The following is an 18,025-nucleotide window of genomic DNA, read 5'->3' as shown; positions in this document are numbered from 1 at the left end:
CTCCCCCACAAAAAACCACCCCATTTGATCAGGATTGGATCCGGCAATCTTTTTTTATGCCCGAATCCCCACCACTTGTCACCCTTTGTTCACTTCGCTTTTTATTTGTGAGGAACAGACCCGGAATGAAGATGATGGCAAGGATCATTGCAGAAACCAGGAATCCGGCATGATAACCCTTCAATCCATTCGCAATCGTCGGTTGTGATCCCTGTACGACAGTTGCGACAACAGTTGCAATCACAGCCGAACCAAAGCTTGAACCGAGATTTTCAATAATATTGATACCCACACCTGCTTCCGGAAGTTGTCTGCTGTCAAGTCCAGTATAAGCGTCACTCGTCAACGGGAGCATAATTCCCCCAAAACTGGTGCCACGGATGAACAGTACAACAGAAATCCAAATCATGCTTGTTTGATCAGTGATAAAGATAAGCGGAACAGATCCGATCAGCGAAAGAACCAGGCTAACCATAACCACATATTTGGCTCCGACCTTATCAATCATTTTTCCGATGAACGGCCTGGTAACGAGCATCCCGAGTCCCTGAGGGATTAACGCAAGCGCTGCTTCGATGGCCGTGAAGTGACGGAAGTTTTGGAAGAACAACGGAAGGATTAACATGGGACCCATGACGGCAATATTCGCCAAGAACAAACCGATGCTTGATGCCAGGAAGCTCTTGTGCGCAAACAAATTCATCGGCAGCACGGTTTGATTCTTTCTGATTCGGTTATATCCAAGGTAAATTGCTGCCAAAACAAGGCCAATACCCATCCATCGGATTGTTTCGCCATTGTTAAATGATGCATGGTCGGCCGCTTTCGTAATCCCGTAGATCAATGCCGCACTTATCAAGGACAAATTGATCATCCCAAAAACATCGAGTTTACTGTCTCTGTTGAATGGTTCAAATTCCGGAATCGTTCTCATCATCAGTGGTGCAGCAATCAAAACGATAAATACGTTGATGAAGAAAATCCACTGCCATGATGCCCCCTGGACGATGAGCCCCCCGATGACAGGTCCCAAAATCGGCCCGAAGATCATGGGCGTGCTGACAATCGCCATCACCTTCCCCAGATTTTCCGGACCCGCTGTTTTAACCAAGAGTGTGGACATGAGCGGGGTGATAATCCCGGCACTGAATCCTTGGAGGATCCGGAGGAAAATGAAACTGGAAATGTCCCAACTGATTCCGGCAAGAACGGAAGTGACACCAAAAGCGATAACCGTGCCGATGTAGATCTTCTTTCCATTAAATTTGTTCATAAGCCATCCAGATAGCGGAACTGCCATCGCAAGGGCTAACACATAACCTGTAATGGCCCACTGAATCGTGTCCAAAGTTGTGTTGAACTCCTTACTCAGTTGGTCGACGGCGATGTTCACCATGGTTGAGTCAAGCATTGGCGCAATTGCTCCCAATGCAATAGCCCAGGCGGCCATGAGAATTTCTTTTGGCAATCCTCTATCTTTTGTCTGATCTTTCGTCATAAAACCCCCCCTTAAACGAGGCATTATTATTTCCTAGGAAACATAATCAGGTTATCGTGTTTTTGTTTCCTTGTCAACAATCAAACAACAATAAAAAGGCAGCCTGCTCCTTAATGGACTTGGGCTGCCCGGGATTGGATTACATTTTCATTATTGAAATTGATTCCTGTCTACTATCTGCCACCCTGTTTCTTTATTTCTTCATCTAAATGCCTTCTGTATTTTTCCACAAAGCGAAGCATACTGTCATATTCTTCCTCGGTGATCTGCTCGAATACAGCTTTATCCCGCTCTTGAAACTCTTTGTGAAGCTCTTTATGAATTTTATATATTTCCTTCCCCTGCTCAGTAAGCCTGAAATAGATTTCCTTCTTGTTATTCGGCCTCTGGTAACTCTCGATCAGTCCTTTTTCAATAAGCTTCCTGGTTATTTTGCTTATCGCACCTCTGGTCATATAAAGGGATTCCGCAAGTTTGGTCACGTTGGGATGCACATGATTTCCGATGTATTCGATGCAATGCACTTCAGAAGGCTTATAACCCTTAAGCCTTTCTTCCATCTTAGGCTTATTAAGCGAGACATACTTGTTGAACAAGTCCCGGAAACCCATAATAAGCTGGTCTTTTTTGTTCATCTCCAGTCCCCCGCTTTCGATCCGTTAACTCTATTATATTTTTTGTTTCAACTCCCTTGGCTTTAAGAGATTTACAGTTTATCCCTTTTCCCTCCCATTATACCAATCCCCATGCAGGAGGGGATTGGGTATTCAGCGACTGACCATTTCAGGCGGCACAGCTTTAAATCCCCGAAAAATTGAATCTTTGGTCTCTTCGCTAATGAGATAATTCCGAACCTCATTTTCGGAAATCCACTGATATGCAGAATGATCTTCACTTAATCGGATATTTGCCGGGTCATCTGCAAGCCTAACCAAAAAAACGACTTCCACTGTATGTCTGTTTCCGTTCTCCGAAAGATAAGAAAAGACTTTGTACGGCTTGACGACTTCAACATTTAAATCCACTTCTTCGCGAAATTCCCGTTTCAGCGCATCACCCGGGTCTTCACCAAAATTAACCTGTCCTCCGGGCAACTCATAATATCCGGGCAAAAAAGTTTCTCGTGAAGACCGCTCCACAATAAGCGTCTTTCCCTGATGATAAATAAATCCTGTACAAACAATTTTCTGATACACTCCAATCCCTCATTTCATCCTATTTGATTCCCCCGTACAAAAACTCCGAATCTGCCTGATCCGGTATTGAGCGATGTGAAACGCTCAATTATTTTTCACAACTGCATTTTTAAACGATTACACAGACTTTACTTCTTCTCCTGCTCCCGATTAAAGATGATAAAAGGGGCAGATCCGGTCATCAGCCCCATCTGCCCCGTTCACGCGGTTCCCAGCTCTCCTTTGTCTCCTTTCTCTAAACACAGACTCCTCTCCGAAAAGTTCCTTCTCTTTAAAACTCCATTTCTCCAGAGAAGGAAGGTTCGGTAATCTGTATTGAAAATTGCGATATATCAAGGCCCCTACAATCAACGTTCGAGAATGTCCGCTGTCAGTAGATCTCACCTGATGGTATAGTCTTGTGACAGACGGACGCCATATCAAAACAACTCCTTTGTTTTTACTCCAAGCATAAACATTTATTTTGGTTTTTCAATATTCCGAATCAAAACACTTTAGCTGACTAACATTAGAAGTTCATCGGAAGGTTCCCCGATTCCGGAAAAACAAAAAGGGCTCCGCATTTGCGAAACCCTTGTGTTTTGGCGGAGAGGGTGGGATTCGAACCCACGGTACGAGTTGCCCCGCACAACGGTTTTCGAGACCGCCTCCTTCGACCACTCGGACACCTCTCCATATATATGAAGTACCAGACACTAAAACATTTTATAGGATAAATAAAAAAAAGTCAAGGAAAAAAGGGCAGGGGAGAAACAGTTTTTGCCCTTTTTCCCTTGGTGAAGAATGTGGCGGGAAATGGTTTCACTTTGCTCCTTACGCCGCTTCCCCTTCTCCTCGGGCGTAGGCATTCCCCTTTTCCCGGTCGTATTGTTTTTCCCAGGTGGAGATGACAACTGCAGCAAGGGAGTTGCCGACAACGTTGACGGCGGTGCGTCCCATATCAAGGATGCGGTCGATACCGGCGATAAAGGCGAGCCCTTCTAGGGGAATCCCCACGGAACCGAGGGTTGCCAGCAAGACGACAAAGGAAACGCCCGGAACTCCGGCTATGCCTTTTGAGGTTAGCATCAGGACAAGTACGAGCATGATCTGTTTTTCGATCGGCATATGGATATTGTACATCTGCGCGATAAACAAAGCCGCCAGCGCCTGATACAGGGTGGAGCCGTCCAGGTTGAACGAATACCCGGTCGGAATGACAAAGGAAGTGATCGATTTGGGACAGCCGAATTTCTCCATTTTCTCCATGATGCGCGGGAGAACGGTTTCAGAACTGGCGGTGGAATAGGCCAGGATCAATTCGTCTTTCAGGATTTTGATCATTGTCCACAGATTGACCTTGCAGACGAATTTGGCAACGAGCCCAAGGATCAGGATGACAAACAAGATCATGGCTCCGTAAACGGACAACACCAGTTTCAGCAGCGGAACCAGGGAGTGAATGCCGAACTTGGAAATGGTCACCCCGATCAGGGCAAACACGCCGAACGGGGCAAACCGCATCACCTTGTTGGTCACCCAGAACATCGCATCCGACGCCCCTTTGAAAAAGGCCAGCACCGGCTTTCCTCTTTCCCCGATGGCGGCAACGGCCAAACCGAACATGACGGAGAAAAAGATGACGGCCAGCATGTCGCCATTGGCAAAGGCGGCAAACGGATTTGTCGGTACAATTCCGACAACGGTGTCGACAAAGCTGTGAGTGTTTTGCTGATTCGCCGTATCCACATACGACTGAATATCCGTTTTCGTCAGCTGTTTCATATTCACGCCGTCACCCGGCTGAACGATATTGGCCACGAGAAGGCCGACGATGATCGCAATCGTGGTAATGATCTCAAAGTAGAGAATCGTTTTTCCGCCCAGCTTGCCCAGCTTCTTCACATCCCCCACCCCGGCAACACCGACGACCAAAGTGGAGAAGACAATCGGGACGACGATCATTTTAATCAGATGCAAAAAGATATCGCCCACCGGCTGCAGATAGGTTTCTACAGCCGGATTCCCGTAAAAGACGGCTCCTACTGCAATCCCAAGCACCAAACCGATCAGGATCTGCCACGCCAGACTAATCCGTTTCACACGCGCACCTCCGAATATTCGTATTTATCAGGTTAAAAAATGGTCAATATAATACGCCGACAACAGACAATACCATGGTTTTCAACATTTCAAACGAAAAATCCCACAAAGTGATGATACAGCCTTGAGCCGAAGGGTGTTGATTCAGATACTGCTCCGCCGCCATTCCCAAGACCAAGCCGATAAAAAGTACACGCCAAAGACCTTCCCGTTTCACGGGGCATCCCTTCGTGTAAAACACCCTCATTTCTTCTTCGGGGGTGAAGAAGGTAATTTTATTATAGAAATGAACCTACAAAAACCTATAAAAACGTACAAAAATTTGACACACTTTTTCGAGTAATGAAAATGAAATTAAAACAGCCCTCTCCCCACTCGGGGAAAAGGCTTACTCCATCGCCATCATCCTGGCATCTTCATACAGATTGCTGATAAATTTGCGCATCTGCACCCGTGGATTCATCTCGCTGCTTTTCACCGCACCTTTGCTCTTTTTCATTTCCTTGATCAGGCGATGAATCTCTTCCAGATCAAAGTAGCGGTGCGCATAGTTCTCAAAGTTAATATTGTGAAAATCATCCGAGCCGAGATAGGCCATATAGTGCATGGCCCGAATGATCGCCCGGCGGATGCGCGCCTCCATCGCCTTCACTTCTTTGGCAATCTCGGTCTCCTTTTTCGCGGTGCCCAGCCGCTCCTCGGCCACTTGCTGAAACAGGGCCTTCAATATCGGAAACTCCGTCCCTGCCCGTTCTTGATTCCGCTCAAGAATGCGCAGAATATCCAGCAGATCGGCACTTCCGCTCTCGCTGTTGATCGACAGTTCCTTCAAGATGGCTTTTCCCGCGTCGGCCAGACTTCGTCCAGGCTGTTTTCCTTTTTGCCCTTCCATCAGGCGGCCCGACTGATACCCCAGAACCCCCTGGGTAATGCTGTGGATCAGAGCCTCTTTGCGGATCATCTCGCAAATATTGGTCAGGATGCGGTTTACCTCATTTCGGACAATCGGTTTGGTGATATAGTATTCGATCTTGAGCGCATACGCTTCTTCTTTGATCTCCTCGCTGCTGAACTGGGAGATCATCACGATTTTGCCTTGAAAATCCTGCAGTTGCCGTATCGTTTCCAGGCCGTCCCGCTCCGGCATCATCTGATCGATCAGAAGAATATCAACCCGCTTCATCCTGAGCAGATTGCTGTCGATCTGCGCACCGTTCTCCGCTTCACCCACCACTTCTCCGAGACCGCCTTCTTCAATAATTTCCGCCAAAATCCATCGGGTGGTTTTATCATCATCGACGATATAAAAACGCATCGTCTCACCCCCTTAACAACCGCTCAACCGGCAAGTGAATGGTAAAAATCGTTTCGCGCCGGTCCGGGGAGCTTTTCACTTCAATGCGCCCACCCAGCTTTTGCACTTCTTCTTTTACGTAAGATAAACCCAGTCCGGAAAAGGGATCTTTTCGCTCGAGGAGTTTCGTCGTGTAGCCCGCTTCAAATATGCGTTGCAGCCGCTTGGCCTGGATGCCCGGTCCATTGTCCGCAATGGTGAAGGTCAGCCAGTTCTTGCGGCGGCGAAGGGAAATGCGGATCATGCCTTTCTTTTCGATCGCTTCCACGCTGTTGGATACCAAATTGTTGATCAGGGACAAAACCGTAAACGCATCAATATATAGTTCGCAATTTTCAGTATCAAGAGAGATGTGGATCTCTTTGTTCAATTTTTCGGCATAGTATTGATTGGCGCGTACGACGATATAACCGAGTTCATCCAGCCGAATCCGGTCCGGGGAGCTCTTTTTGGACAGCAGCTTGGACAGAATGGAGATGATCCGCTTATTATCCTGTTTAATATCATGCACTTTCTTGGCCATTCCCAGCACATCCTGGGCATGGCGGATCACTTCGGGATGACCGCTAGCCGACCCGATTCTCATCAGACGCCGGTACAGCTCCTGTCCGTCCTTGGTGATTTCATCAGCATATTGCAACGTCTTTTCCAGGTGAATATTCACTTCATACAAATGGGATTCCAACATGATTTTCTGATCTTCCTGCACTTTTTTGTCTTTAAAAACGCTAAAGATCACCCCGAGGACAAAGAAGTTGCGCACAAAGGCAATCAGGACAATCTTCCCGACCATCGGTACGGAAAACGGTTCGTCAGATAAAAAGTGGCGCAATGCCAATTCGCTCAAACTTGCGACAATCTCCACGCCCATCCCCAAAAACCCGATCACTTCGGCTTCCTGTTGAAAACGGTTTATTTTCGCCAAATGAAAAAAAAGACCATAAATGATATAAAAGATGCTGGCTGGAATATGAGTTCGTACGGATAATAAAAAGTCAAACGGCACCGAATTGAAAAAATCAAGGGAGATGCGCAGAACGAGAACGGCAAACCCGACAATCACTCCGGAGATGACCGGATGGATTTTGCGGATGACGAACAAAAAGAAGAAAAAGATGGGGATTCCGAAGCTGACCCGGTAGTCGTCATGGAACGGCCGGATGTTAAATTCCCCGGCCAGCGGGACCAAAATCGCCATCAGCAAAACCAGGATGCGGTTATCCTTTAACAGCCGAATGATTCTTCCCCCTTCCATCATGTGCTGGTTCTTTTATTATACCGGATTGGCCGTTCCATTTTTACTCATTTGTCCGATTCCGTGCCGCTTCTTTCTCCAGTTTTCGTTTTTGCCGCAGCCTGCGGAAAAAATCGGACAAGAGAGCAGCACACTCCTCCTGCAATACATCGGTAACCACCGCCGTCTGGTGATTAAAACGCCCGTCGTCAAGCAGATTCATCAAAGTTCCTGCACACCCCGCCTTCGGATCGGCTGTCCCGTAGATGACGTTGGCGATCCGCGCCTGGAGAATCGCCCCGGCACACATGGGGCAAGGTTCCAAAGTAACGTACAAGTCGCAGTCATTCAACCGCCATCCGCCGACCGCCCCTGCCGCTTCACGAATGGCGATGATCTCCGCATGCGCTGTCGGATCATGGGTCGTCTCACGCAAATTGTGCCCGCGACCGATCACTTCACCATTTCTGACAACGACCGCACCGATCGGCACCTCCCCGATCTCTTCCGCTTTTTTTGCTTCTGCCAATGCTTCGCGCATAAAGGTTTGATAATCCATGATGTCGTTCGCTCCTTCTCCATAAAAAAGCTGACCTCTCCGGCCAGCCATCTGCTGCATCTGCTAGTGTCGGGCGGAGGATGTTCCGGGTGCGCAATCGGAACAAACTCCATAGATTTCAAACTTGTGACCGGTAATCGCAAAATTTTCCGGGTTACCGAGAATGGCATTCATCGGACAGAGGTGGATCGTACGCGTTCTGCCGCATTCCGTGCAGATAATATGGTGATGATGATGCTCTCCGCCGCAATGAAACCGGTAGCGGCGCTCCCCGTTCCATTCCGTTGCTTCGACAATGCCCAGCTCTTCAAACAAGGCCAGATTGCGGTAAACCGTATCAAAGCTGAGTCCCGGAAAATCGGCTTGCATCAGGTCGAGCACTTCTTTGGCGGTCAAATACCGCTGCTGCTCGGCAAAGATATTTAAAATCGTCTCCCGTTTCCCGGTGTTCTTATATCCTTTTTCCTTCAGCAGGTCCAGCGCTTTTTGCAAATTCATGTATCTCGCCCCTGTGTTAATCCTCTCTTGGGTTCTCGCTACTATTTTAACCTATTTTTCGGCGTCGAAATAGAAAAAGCGATTTCTTGATGAGCAAAATGAGCAAAAAGATGACGATGGAGACAAGGACGATTGTTCCGCCCGAAGCCCAATTGAGATAGTAAGCCGCAAACAGGCCGCATAATACAGCGATTTGTGCAAAGATCACCGACCAAATACAAGTCTGGCGGAAACTGTTCGTAAACTGCAAACTGGCAGCAACCGGAATGGTCATCAAAGCGGAAACGAGCAGGATGCCGACCACGCGGATCGAAGCGGCGATCACCAGGGCAACCACCACGATAAACAAGAAATTAAGCAACCGGCGGGGAATCCCTGTCAGGAATGCATGTTCTTCATCAAAAGAAAGTGCGAATAATTCCTTGTAAAAGATAAGAAGAAAAAGAAGAACAATGCCGCTGACCACCGCCATCAACAGCAATTCCTGCCGGCCGACCGCCAGAATGCTCCCGAACAGGTAACCGGCGATGTCAACATTAAACCCGTTCGCCGCACTGATCAGAACAACGCCCAAACCGACGCCGCCGGAGAGGATGATCGGAATGGCGATCTCCTGAAAGGTGCGGTACAGACGGCGCAGTTGTTCCACAAAGACGGAACCGATCACCGAAAAGACCATGCCCAGATAAATCGGATTGAGCCACCCGGCCCAGGCAAAATCCTTTTGCAGCAACAGCCCGGCTGCCACACCCGAGAGAGTGACATGAGACAAGGCATCGGCGATGAGGGACATTCGCCTCACCACGAGGTAAACACCGACAAGCGGGGAAATCAAGCCGATCATAACACCCGCCAGCCATGCATTGCGCATCCATTCAAACTGAAACAGCATCTCAATCATAGCGAAAAGAGTGCCCGGATCCCGGCACTACCCTCCTATCCAATTTTGAATTTACCTTTTTAGTGTCCGTGGCTGACCAATTGGATCTCATGCCCGTAAGTGGCAGACAAGATCTCTGTTTGCTTGCGCTCAAATTCGTCCGGCCGACCGTGGAAGGTAAGCCGTTTATTCAGGCACGCCACCCGGTCGACATGAGAAGAGAGGACACTGAGATCGTGCGTCACCATGAGCAAAGTCAATCCTTCCTCCCGGTGCAAGACGGCCAGCAGGTCATAAAACTGTGCCGTCGATTTGGCATCGATTCCCACTGTCGGCTCATCCAGCACCAACAGCCGGGGATCGGATACCAATGCCCGGGCAATAAAGGCGCGTTGCTGCTGCCCGCCGGACAGTTTGCCGATGTTCTGATCCCGAAACGCCGATAACCCTACTTGGGCAATCACTTCCTCCACCTTTTCCCAGTCCTGCTTTTTCATGCGGCGAAATAATCCGAGTGAACCATACAGCCCGGAAGCAACCACTTCTCTTACCGTCGCGGGGAATCCGCTGTTAAAGCTGTTCGATTTTTGCGAAACGTATCCGATTCGGCTACGTTCCCCGAGCGTGCGAACCGGCTGGCCGAAGAGGAGCACCTCACCTGCCTGCGGCTTCAACAAACCGAGAATGCATTTGACCAGAGTGGATTTTCCCGAACCGTTCGGTCCGACAATCCCAAGGAACTCCCCTTGTTTCACCGTCAAATCAATTCCGTCCAACACTGCCTGTTCCTCATAAGAATAATGGAGATTTTTGATTTCAACCACATTTTCTCTCATCGGGATACGCCCAGAGCTTTGGCCAAATTTATCTTATTCTCCTCCATGAGGGAGAAATAATCTTTCCCCTGGGCTTTTTCCTCCTTTGTCAGTCCTTCGATCGGATTGAGCACACCCGCTTCTGCTTTTACATCCCGCTTCACCACTTCCGCAATCTTCCCGCTCACCAGCGTCTCAAACAGGATGACATGAATATGGTGTGCCCGCAGCTGCTGAATAATTTGTTCCAACTCCCGCGGACTCGGTTCATCCTCCGGAGAAAGTCCGGAAACCGCCAGCTGATGGAGTCCGTACCGTTTGGCCAGATAACCGAAAGCGGCGTGGGAAACGGCAAACTCCTTCTGCGGCGCCTTATCGGCCAACTCTTTGAATTCCTGATTCAACCGGTCAAAGCGCCGGGCCAGCTGCTCGTAATTTTTCTCATAATCAGCACGGTGTTTGGGATCTTTGGCAATCAGAGCGTCGCGGATCGCCAAGGCTTCCTGTTTGGCAAGCACCGGATCCAGCCATACATGCGGGTCACGTGAACTTCCCGAGTGGCCATCTCCTTGCTTCCCTTCCTCCTCCGGGGATAATAAACGAATGTGCCGGGTTGCATTGACCACTTCCGTCTTCTCCGGATCCAGGGACTGTTTCACCTTCTCCGCGTAAGGGTCAAGACCCGCCCCGTTATAGATGAAGAGATCAGACTGGCTAAGCAGCATCAAATCCCGGGGCTTGAGATCGTAATCGTGCGGCTCCACTCCCGGCGGAACCAGATTGGTCACTTGTACGTGGGAGCCCCCGATCTTCTCGGTAAAATCCTCCAATGGATAAATACTTGTGACCACTTGCATTTTTCCTGACGGAGCCCCAACGTTTCCACTCTTGCCGCAACCGGACAATATGAGGGTGAATACCGACCCAAGCATCAAAATCGACAACCATTTTTTTCGCATAAAAACTCCACCTTTAAACAGATTAATTCCGATTCCGGTGATCTGTAGCCATTTCCGGTCAGAAGGGCTCCCCACCCTGTCAAACTTCCTACTCATTATATACCGATGCCTGGTAATTGTAAATCGTAAATATTACGATTTAGAAAGGTGATAAGGTTATTTATCATTGATAGATAATCCGCTCCCTTATTCTTCATTAGTTTCGGCGTGAAAGACTGAAAATATAAAAGAAAGCATTCCGTCTTTCTCCTCACAAACCGGAGATGAAACTCACGATGTCAGAATAAAGAAAGGTATGTCAGACAAAACGCAGAATCGCAAAATGAATTCCCACTTTTACAGATTCACGTCGGCTATTATCGTATGATTGAGTGCCAAAAAAAATCAGGCTCCCCAAGATAAAAAGGAAAGCCTGATTTTTTTGCTTATGCATTTTTCAATTTGAGAATCGCCTTTTTCATCATCGGTTTGCCCAGGCGGAGATGAATTTGCGTCACCGCCAGGGAGAAGGCCAGCACAATCAGCAACAGAATGAGGTCATGGACGATCACCTGTACATTCCCGTTAGTTAGCGCCATCCGCAAACCCTGAACCGTGTAGGTCATCGGCAAGTAGGGATGAATGCTTTTAAAGAAGGATGGCAACAGCTCGACCGGATAGGTTCCTCCGCTGGACGCCAACTGCAACATCAAAATGATAATCGACAGAAAACGTCCCACGTTTCCCAGGAGCGCGACCAACATCTGGTTGATGCCGATAAAGGTGACGGACATCACCAGCGCAAACAGGATAAACCACCCCGGCCGCACCGGTTTGAGATCAAGCGCAAACATCAGTACGGAAGTGAGGATGGCCGCCTGCCCCAGTCCGATCAGTCCTCCCGCTGTCAGCGATAACGGTTCCCCTTTGTCCTTCAGGACGCGGTACAGGTCGACAATGGTAAACAAGAGCATGGCCCCGACCCAGAGAGAAAGCGAGATGAAATAAGGTGCAAATCCTGTCGCATAGTTCGGAACCGGATGAAGGGAAGTTTCTTTCACCCGCACCGGATCGGAAATCACTTCTTCCTTTTTGCCAGCGCCTTGCAGCTCGTTTTTCGCTTTCTGCACACCCTCATTCAAACCGTCCGCCAACTGCGCTTGCCCTTGCCCGATTTTCTCCAGCCCGCCGGCCAACTGCTCCGAGCCCGCTTTTAACTTTTTCACTCCTGCCAGCATCTGGTTTTGACCGTCCGCCAACTTGCCGGCTCCCGCAGCCAATGCGTTCACGCCGTCAACCAGTCGGTTCGCATCGCTTCGCATTTGCTTGATTTTCGCCACTTCACGATCAAATTGATCGGTCATTTTTTGCGAACGATCGGCGATTTGCCGGCGCAGGCTTACAATTCGGGACCAATCCTTTTCGATCTCGGGCAGTTTGGCCTGAACGGAATTCAACTTTCCGCTGGTTTCCGCCTGATAATGGCCAGCTTGCGCGAGCGATTCCTTCAATTTGGCAAAATCGCGGTCTGCCGCCAAATCGGGATGCTGGCGCACCAATTGGTCAAGATAAGCTTGCGATGCTTCCAGCCCCTGTTTTTCTTTTTGCGAAGAAAAGGAAGCTTGCTCTGCATTTTGTTTCAGCATTGCCGTGGTTGTACCCGGATCTGGAAGCGGCTGTTCCGCCAGTTGCTGAATCACCGTATTGACTTGGTGAACAAAGGATTGTGCTTCATCGATCTTCTTCCAAGGCAACTGATTGATTTGCTCCTTCGCTTGAGCCACATGCTGATGCAATTCGTTCAGCCCGGCCAGCATGCGAAGCTGTCCCTTTTCCATTTCCACAGCCGCCGCCTGAAGCTTTCTCAGTCCATCGGTCATTCTCCCCGCTCCAGCTGCCGCCTCACCCGTTTTTTCCGCCAACTGGCCGGCCCCGTCGGCAGCTTTGGCCAAATCCCGGGTGGAATTGGCCAGCGAATCAAATATCGCCTTGACGTAGACATGGGTCAGTTTTTCATCGAGGTTTTTGACCAGCGTTTTTTGAATCGAATCGCCGATTTTTTCGGTCAGGTAGTTATTGCTCTCATCATGGACATACTCCAGTTCCCCTTTGAGCGGCTCGGGACTGCTTACGGATACGGCCTTGGCTGAAAATTGACGGGGAATCACGATTCCGAGGTAATACTCCCCGTTCGCCAATCCTTGATTCATTCTTTCACGGGAGACAAATTCCCATTTCACTGTGTGATCTTTTCGCAGTTCATCGACCAGGTCAGCACCGGCATGAACCGGTTCACCATCTTGCACCGCCCCCCGGTCCTCATTCACCACCGCCACCGGCAGCTTATTCAAATTGGCGTAAGGGTCATAAAAGGCTGATAAATAAATAAAACTGTAGACGAGCGGAATCAACAAAATTCCGATCAGCGCCAGACGCATCGGCTTGTTTGCCCAAAGACGCCGCAAATCGTCGGTGGCGTTGAAGCCGAAGGTATGAGGTTTCGCCCTCATCGGCCGCACCCCTCCCATCGCATTATGAACTGACTGGTCAGTACAAAAATAATAACTCTCCCCCTGCAAAATTGCAAGAGAAGAGCAGCCTAATATTGCGACGATTTTGTTATACTTCCGAGCAGAATCTGATGCAGGGTGGAAATCATGACGGGTGATGCTTCCTCAATCTCCTGCTCTGTCAACTCATCCAAACTGTAGATCTTTTGCAATACGACAAAACTGGCCGACCCAAAAATGCTGTTCGCCACTTCCTGCGGCTGACTGATGAAAAACTCCCCGCACTCCATTCCTCTGATCAACACCGCTTCGATTAACCCGAGATAGTCGCGGACTTTCAAACGAAACTGCCGCTGCCGTTCCTTCGTTCCAAATGCTTCATTGATCAAGAGTTTGGCCAGCTTGCTGTTTTGCACGAAAAACTGAACATGGCTGGCGATCAATGCTTTTAGCTGTTCCGTCGGTGACTCGTGCAAATCCACATTTCTCCGCGCACAGTCGATCAGCTTCTGCATTCCCTCATTCATCAGCCCGATAAACATTTCTTCCTTGCTCTTAAAATGGTAATAGATCGTACCTTTCGCAACCCCCGCCACCTGCGCGATATCATCCATCTTGGCCTGGTCAAATCCACTTTCGGCAAAAACCTCAACAGCTGCTTGAAAAATCATATCCACTTTTTCGTGACGCATTCCGATCCTCCAAAAATATCCTGTCTTTACAGAGAGACTACATTCAGTATAAAGGATGTAAGGGTTTTTATGAAGCTTTCAAAAGACATTTTCCAGTTTTCAAATGCAATGCAACAGAAAAGTTCTTATTTTATCAATGGTATCAGGACTTTTCCACAGACATATCCACATATCCACAACTTTATCCACAGTATCCACAATATATTGTGGTCATTCTCATAACCCTTCCGATGGGATGCCTACCAATTGCTTTTTTTCTCTGTCCCGCCCCCTGCCCCCGCTAATCGTAATAACGCAGTTGTAACTTATTCCTCATATGAAGTATCTAATCTTATATTCGTATATTAAGCATGAATTTGGGGAACTTGCCAATGTCTGCAAGGCAAAAAAAAATAACTGCCATACAGACAGTTCACCGTACGTTTTGTATTGAAACTTATACAGGCATAGCACTGCTTTTTTGCAATATGTATTGGTGAAACTCCGTCAGTTGACGGTAACTGTTCACGGGAACCCGCAGCCGGTCTTCCAAGCCTATGCGCACAAACATCCCCTCGTCTTTCGCTTCCTGGAAGGGGTATTGTTCAAGCAACCAAAGCGCATTTTCCAAAAAATCGGCCACGCCCGAACCAAAATAACAGCCGCAATAACCCATACCGACTTTTTGTTTTTTCATCCGCTGATACGCTTCAATGTTCCCGTTGCGTTTTTCCGTCATCATCCGTACGTAGAAGTCAACTGATTTCGGCGGAAATCCCAGTGTAATCCCAAGGACGCGGTCAATCTCGCCTTTTGTAAACCCGGTCCGCTCCATGTCCGCTCGGAAACGGGTACGCAACGCTTCATCCTGAAAGAATAAATAAAATGCCTTTCCGTCAAGCAAATCATACGCCTTGTCGTCAACATACGGATATTTTGCCAACAACGTATCCAATTTTTCCGTGGTGTACTTGTGGTTCGGAACCTCCAAAAATGCGGGTTTGTACCCTTTCAAAAAAGCGTCTACCGTTTTCATTGGCTCGACTCCTTGTGCATGGATGCCAATACCTATTCCATATCATAACGACTATTCCTTGTGTCAAAAAAGAAAACACCCGCAAAAAGCGCGGGCGCCTGAGCTTAGCCGTCATACTCTTCGTAACCACATTCGCTACAAACTACGTAGCCGTCCTTCGTTTTCTGCAACTCCCCTTCACCGCAACGCGGGCACCTTTCATAAGAGATCGCCAACCACTCAAATATGTTAAGCATACCGGATGCCTCCTGAAGATTTGATCTGCTGTATTCGGTGACGTGGTCGAGGTTATATTTTCCGTATATTCTTATTTTTATGAATTAGACAACGGAAGTCAACGGATTTATACAGAATTTTTTTATAATTAACTTCATTTCTATTCTCGGTCATCTGGCAAGGTCGCCTGATCTGCTATATACTTACACAAAGCCAATCCGGCAGGACGCTTGCATAAACGAATTTCAATCCGCATTTTTGCTTCCGTTTTCACCCATAAAAATAACCGCCTTTCTTCCCGTGTGTCACACGGTTTAGGCGGCAGGGAACCACGCGGTTTAAATCAGCGGTTAAATCCGCGTCATTACCAGGTTGGCGCACCCGAGAGGACTCGAACCTCCGACACGCGGTTTAGGAAACCGCTGCTCTATCCTGCTGAGCTACGGGCGCATAAAATTTCTTTATAAAATTATACATGAAGAGCGTTCCGTCCGCAACCTCTTCCCCTGCGATGATGACAAAAGAAGCAGGATTCCTGCCGGAAGGACCCGCTTCTTTTGTTTTGATGGTTTTACTGCACTTCCACCTGGTAATCGGTCAACCAGTCGTTTAGCTGTAACCAATAAGCCAGCAAGGCAGGGACGTTCATCAGTTGACCGAACCACGGCAGGTGAATCTTGGTCAGATCTTGCTCGATAAACTCTTGGACTGCTTTCCGATCGAGCAGGTGGAAGAGCGGGGAAGCCGGATCTTCAGCCAGACGTTTTACCTTTTCCCGCATTATGCGCAAATAGTCCGGATGATGCGTTTTGGGGTAGGGACTCTTCTTGCGCTCGATCACTTCATCCGGCAGGATGCCTTTCATCGCATGGCGGAGGAGTCCTTTCTCCCTGCCATTGTGCGCTTTCATCGCCCAAGGTACATTCCAGACGTATTCCACCAAATGATGATCGCAAAACGGCACACGCACTTCCAGACCAAAGGCCATGCTCATGCGGTCTTTTCGATCAAGGAGGGTCGGCATCCAGCGCGTGAGATTTAAATAAAACAGTTCGCGCATCCGTGCCTCCGTGGCGTTATCTTCCGACAGGCGCGGAACTTCCGCCAATGCTTCTTCATAGCGAGTTTGCACATATTCGAGCGGACGGATTCGCCTGACGATGTCGGGGGAAATAAAGGGAATTCGCTTTTCCACCAGCCGCGCCCACGGGAAGGTATCCGCATTCACCATTTCCTCGCGATGGAACCAGGGATAACCGCCAAATACCTCATCTGCGCACTCTCCAGACAAAACCACCGTCATTTTCTTCTTTATTTCCCGGGAAAAGAGCAAAAGAGAAGCATCCACATCAGCCATTCCCGGAAAATCCCGCGCGATCATGGCCTCTTTCATATGGCTGAACAGTTCATGATTGTCAATCATCACAATATGGTGATCGGAACCGATATGTTCTGCCATCAGTCGCGCCCACGGGCCATCCGCATTCGGCTGAAATTCATTGACGCTGAAATGTTTGTCATTATCGATATAGTCGACAGAAAAGGTGGAGAGAACACCACGGTTTTCCTCTGCAAATACACGCGCGGCACAGGCGGAAATCGCGCTGGAATCCAATCCCCCGGACAACATGGTCCCAATCGGCACATCCGATACCAATTGCCGTTTGACCGCATCGGCAAAAAGCTCGCGCACCCGGTCAACGGTGGTATCAAAGTCATCTTCATGATGCTTGCTGACCAGTTCCCAATAGGGCCGGGCAAAAACCCCGTCGCGTCCCACCTTCATCGCGAAACCGGGGCGAAGTTCCTCTACATCCTTAAAAATGCCTGACCCCGGAGTGCGGGCCGGGCCGATTGCCAGTACCTCGGCGATCCCCTCATCACCGATCACCGGACGCACCAGCGGATGGGCAAGTAAAGACTTCACCTCGGAACCGAACAGGAAAGAACTGCCGACACGCGCATAAAAAAGCGGCTTTACTCCGATGCGGTCCCGCGCCATAAACAGTTGCTGTTCCCGTTCATCCCAAACGGCAAAAGCAAAAATGCCGTTTAAGTACTTCGGACAATCCATCCCCCATTCGGCATAGGCCGTCAAAACCAACTCGGTGTCGGAGCGGGTTCGCAAATGATGACCCAGCGAGAGCAACTTGAGTCTCAGTTCCTGCATATTGTACAATTCACCATTGTAAACGATCACCAGTTGATTATCGCCGAATCTTTTGATCATCGGCTGGGTGCCCCCCTCCGGATCAATCACGATCAAGCGGCGGTGCCCCAAGGCAACATGCTTGGAAATCCAGGTCCCTTCGGCGTCAGGGCCCCGTTTCTCATGGGTTTGGTTCATCTTGTTTAAAATTGCCGATTGCCCGCTTAAATCCCGTTCAAAATCGATCCAACCGGTAATTCCGCACACGGATCATCCACCCTTTCTGCCAAAAGATCCAGGCAAATGTCTACTCTTCATCCTATGTGACCGTCGGAAAAAGGTGTCTTGTCATTTTTGATTCGGATCACTTTTTTTATGATCATCAGAAA

General features: G+C 48.8%; 17 protein-coding genes and 2 tRNA genes. All 19 read right to left on the bottom strand.

The features are described 5' to 3' along the window. Positions 1-28: 28 nt before the first annotated feature. Positions 29-1,498 carry an MDR family MFS transporter gene (locus I8U19_RS07710; protein WP_198055610.1) on the bottom strand — a complete coding sequence of 490 codons (1,470 nt, stop codon included), beginning with the start codon at positions 1,496-1,498 and terminating at the stop codon, positions 29-31. Between the two features lie 173 nt (positions 1,499-1,671). Continuing rightward, a complete protein-coding gene (locus I8U19_RS07705) occupies positions 1,672-2,133 on the bottom strand; it encodes a MarR family transcriptional regulator (RefSeq protein ID WP_033102202.1) in 462 nt (153 codons plus the stop codon). A gap of 132 nt (positions 2,134-2,265) precedes the next feature. Further along, positions 2,266-2,694: an NUDIX domain-containing protein gene (locus I8U19_RS07700; protein ID WP_198055609.1), complete on the bottom strand. Its 429-nt coding sequence runs from the start codon at positions 2,692-2,694 to the stop codon at positions 2,266-2,268. Between the two features lie 582 nt (positions 2,695-3,276). Then, positions 3,277-3,368 (bottom strand) — tRNA-Ser (locus I8U19_RS07695). A 139-nt stretch (positions 3,369-3,507) separates the two neighbouring features. Further along, a complete protein-coding gene (locus tag I8U19_RS07690; RefSeq protein ID WP_198055608.1) occupies positions 3,508-4,776 on the bottom strand; it encodes a cation:dicarboxylate symporter family transporter in 1,269 nt (422 codons plus the stop codon). Between the two features lie 43 nt (positions 4,777-4,819). Then, complete coding sequence (locus I8U19_RS07685; RefSeq protein ID WP_198055607.1) at positions 4,820-5,017, bottom strand: hypothetical protein; 198 nt, start codon at positions 5,015-5,017, stop codon at positions 4,820-4,822. A gap of 147 nt (positions 5,018-5,164) precedes the next feature. Then, on the bottom strand, positions 5,165-6,091 hold the full coding sequence (locus tag I8U19_RS07680) for a DNA-binding domain-containing protein (RefSeq protein ID WP_198055606.1): 927 nt from the start codon (positions 6,089-6,091) through the stop codon (positions 5,165-5,167). Between the two features lie 4 nt (positions 6,092-6,095). Continuing rightward, a complete protein-coding gene (locus tag I8U19_RS07675; protein WP_198055605.1) occupies positions 6,096-7,388 on the bottom strand; it encodes an ATP-binding protein in 1,293 nt (430 codons plus the stop codon). 40 nt (positions 7,389-7,428) lie between these two features. Beyond that, positions 7,429-7,923 carry a tRNA adenosine(34) deaminase TadA gene (gene tadA / locus I8U19_RS07670; RefSeq protein WP_052154313.1) on the bottom strand — a complete coding sequence of 165 codons (495 nt, stop codon included), beginning with the start codon at positions 7,921-7,923 and terminating at the stop codon, positions 7,429-7,431. A 63-nt stretch (positions 7,924-7,986) separates the two neighbouring features. Continuing rightward, the gene (locus I8U19_RS07665; protein WP_033101602.1) at positions 7,987-8,421 is read right to left on the bottom strand and encodes a Fur family transcriptional regulator; all 435 of its coding nucleotides are present in this window, start codon (positions 8,419-8,421) and stop codon (positions 7,987-7,989) included. A gap of 46 nt (positions 8,422-8,467) precedes the next feature. Further along, a complete protein-coding gene (locus tag I8U19_RS07660; RefSeq protein WP_198055604.1) occupies positions 8,468-9,322 on the bottom strand; it encodes a metal ABC transporter permease in 855 nt (284 codons plus the stop codon). Between the two features lie 59 nt (positions 9,323-9,381). After that, the gene (locus I8U19_RS07655) at positions 9,382-10,137 is read right to left on the bottom strand and encodes a metal ABC transporter ATP-binding protein (RefSeq protein ID WP_198055603.1); all 756 of its coding nucleotides are present in this window, start codon (positions 10,135-10,137) and stop codon (positions 9,382-9,384) included. Next, on the bottom strand, positions 10,134-11,075 hold the full coding sequence (locus I8U19_RS07650; protein ID WP_033101626.1) for a metal ABC transporter substrate-binding protein: 942 nt from the start codon (positions 11,073-11,075) through the stop codon (positions 10,134-10,136). The genes I8U19_RS07655 and I8U19_RS07650 overlap by 4 nt, the downstream gene beginning before the upstream one ends. Before the next feature lie 425 nt (positions 11,076-11,500). Next, entirely contained in the window at positions 11,501-13,564 is a 2,064-nt protein-coding gene (locus I8U19_RS07645) for a YhgE/Pip family protein (RefSeq protein ID WP_052154315.1), read from the bottom strand. Positions 13,565-13,653: 89 nt separating this feature from the next. Next, a complete protein-coding gene (locus I8U19_RS07640; RefSeq protein WP_033101605.1) occupies positions 13,654-14,256 on the bottom strand; it encodes a TetR/AcrR family transcriptional regulator in 603 nt (200 codons plus the stop codon). 436 nt (positions 14,257-14,692) lie between these two features. Next, on the bottom strand, positions 14,693-15,271 hold the full coding sequence (locus I8U19_RS07635; RefSeq protein WP_033101606.1) for a hypothetical protein: 579 nt from the start codon (positions 15,269-15,271) through the stop codon (positions 14,693-14,695). Positions 15,272-15,375: 104 nt separating this feature from the next. Beyond that, the gene (locus tag I8U19_RS17490) at positions 15,376-15,507 is read right to left on the bottom strand and encodes a hypothetical protein (protein ID WP_255517819.1); all 132 of its coding nucleotides are present in this window, start codon (positions 15,505-15,507) and stop codon (positions 15,376-15,378) included. A 353-nt stretch (positions 15,508-15,860) separates the two neighbouring features. Next, a tRNA-Arg gene (locus tag I8U19_RS07630) sits at positions 15,861-15,937 on the bottom strand. A gap of 121 nt (positions 15,938-16,058) precedes the next feature. Further along, a complete protein-coding gene (asnB, locus tag I8U19_RS07625; RefSeq protein ID WP_198055602.1) occupies positions 16,059-17,903 on the bottom strand; it encodes an asparagine synthase (glutamine-hydrolyzing) in 1,845 nt (614 codons plus the stop codon). Positions 17,904-18,025 lie beyond the last annotated feature (122 nt).

Source organism: Thermoactinomyces sp. CICC 10523, assembly GCF_016055105.1.
GTDB classification, from domain to species: Bacteria; Bacillota; Bacilli; order Thermoactinomycetales; family Thermoactinomycetaceae; genus Thermoactinomyces_A; species Thermoactinomyces_A daqus.
Note: the sequence above shows the minus strand (reverse complement) of the source record. Positions and strands in the feature narration are given on the sequence as shown.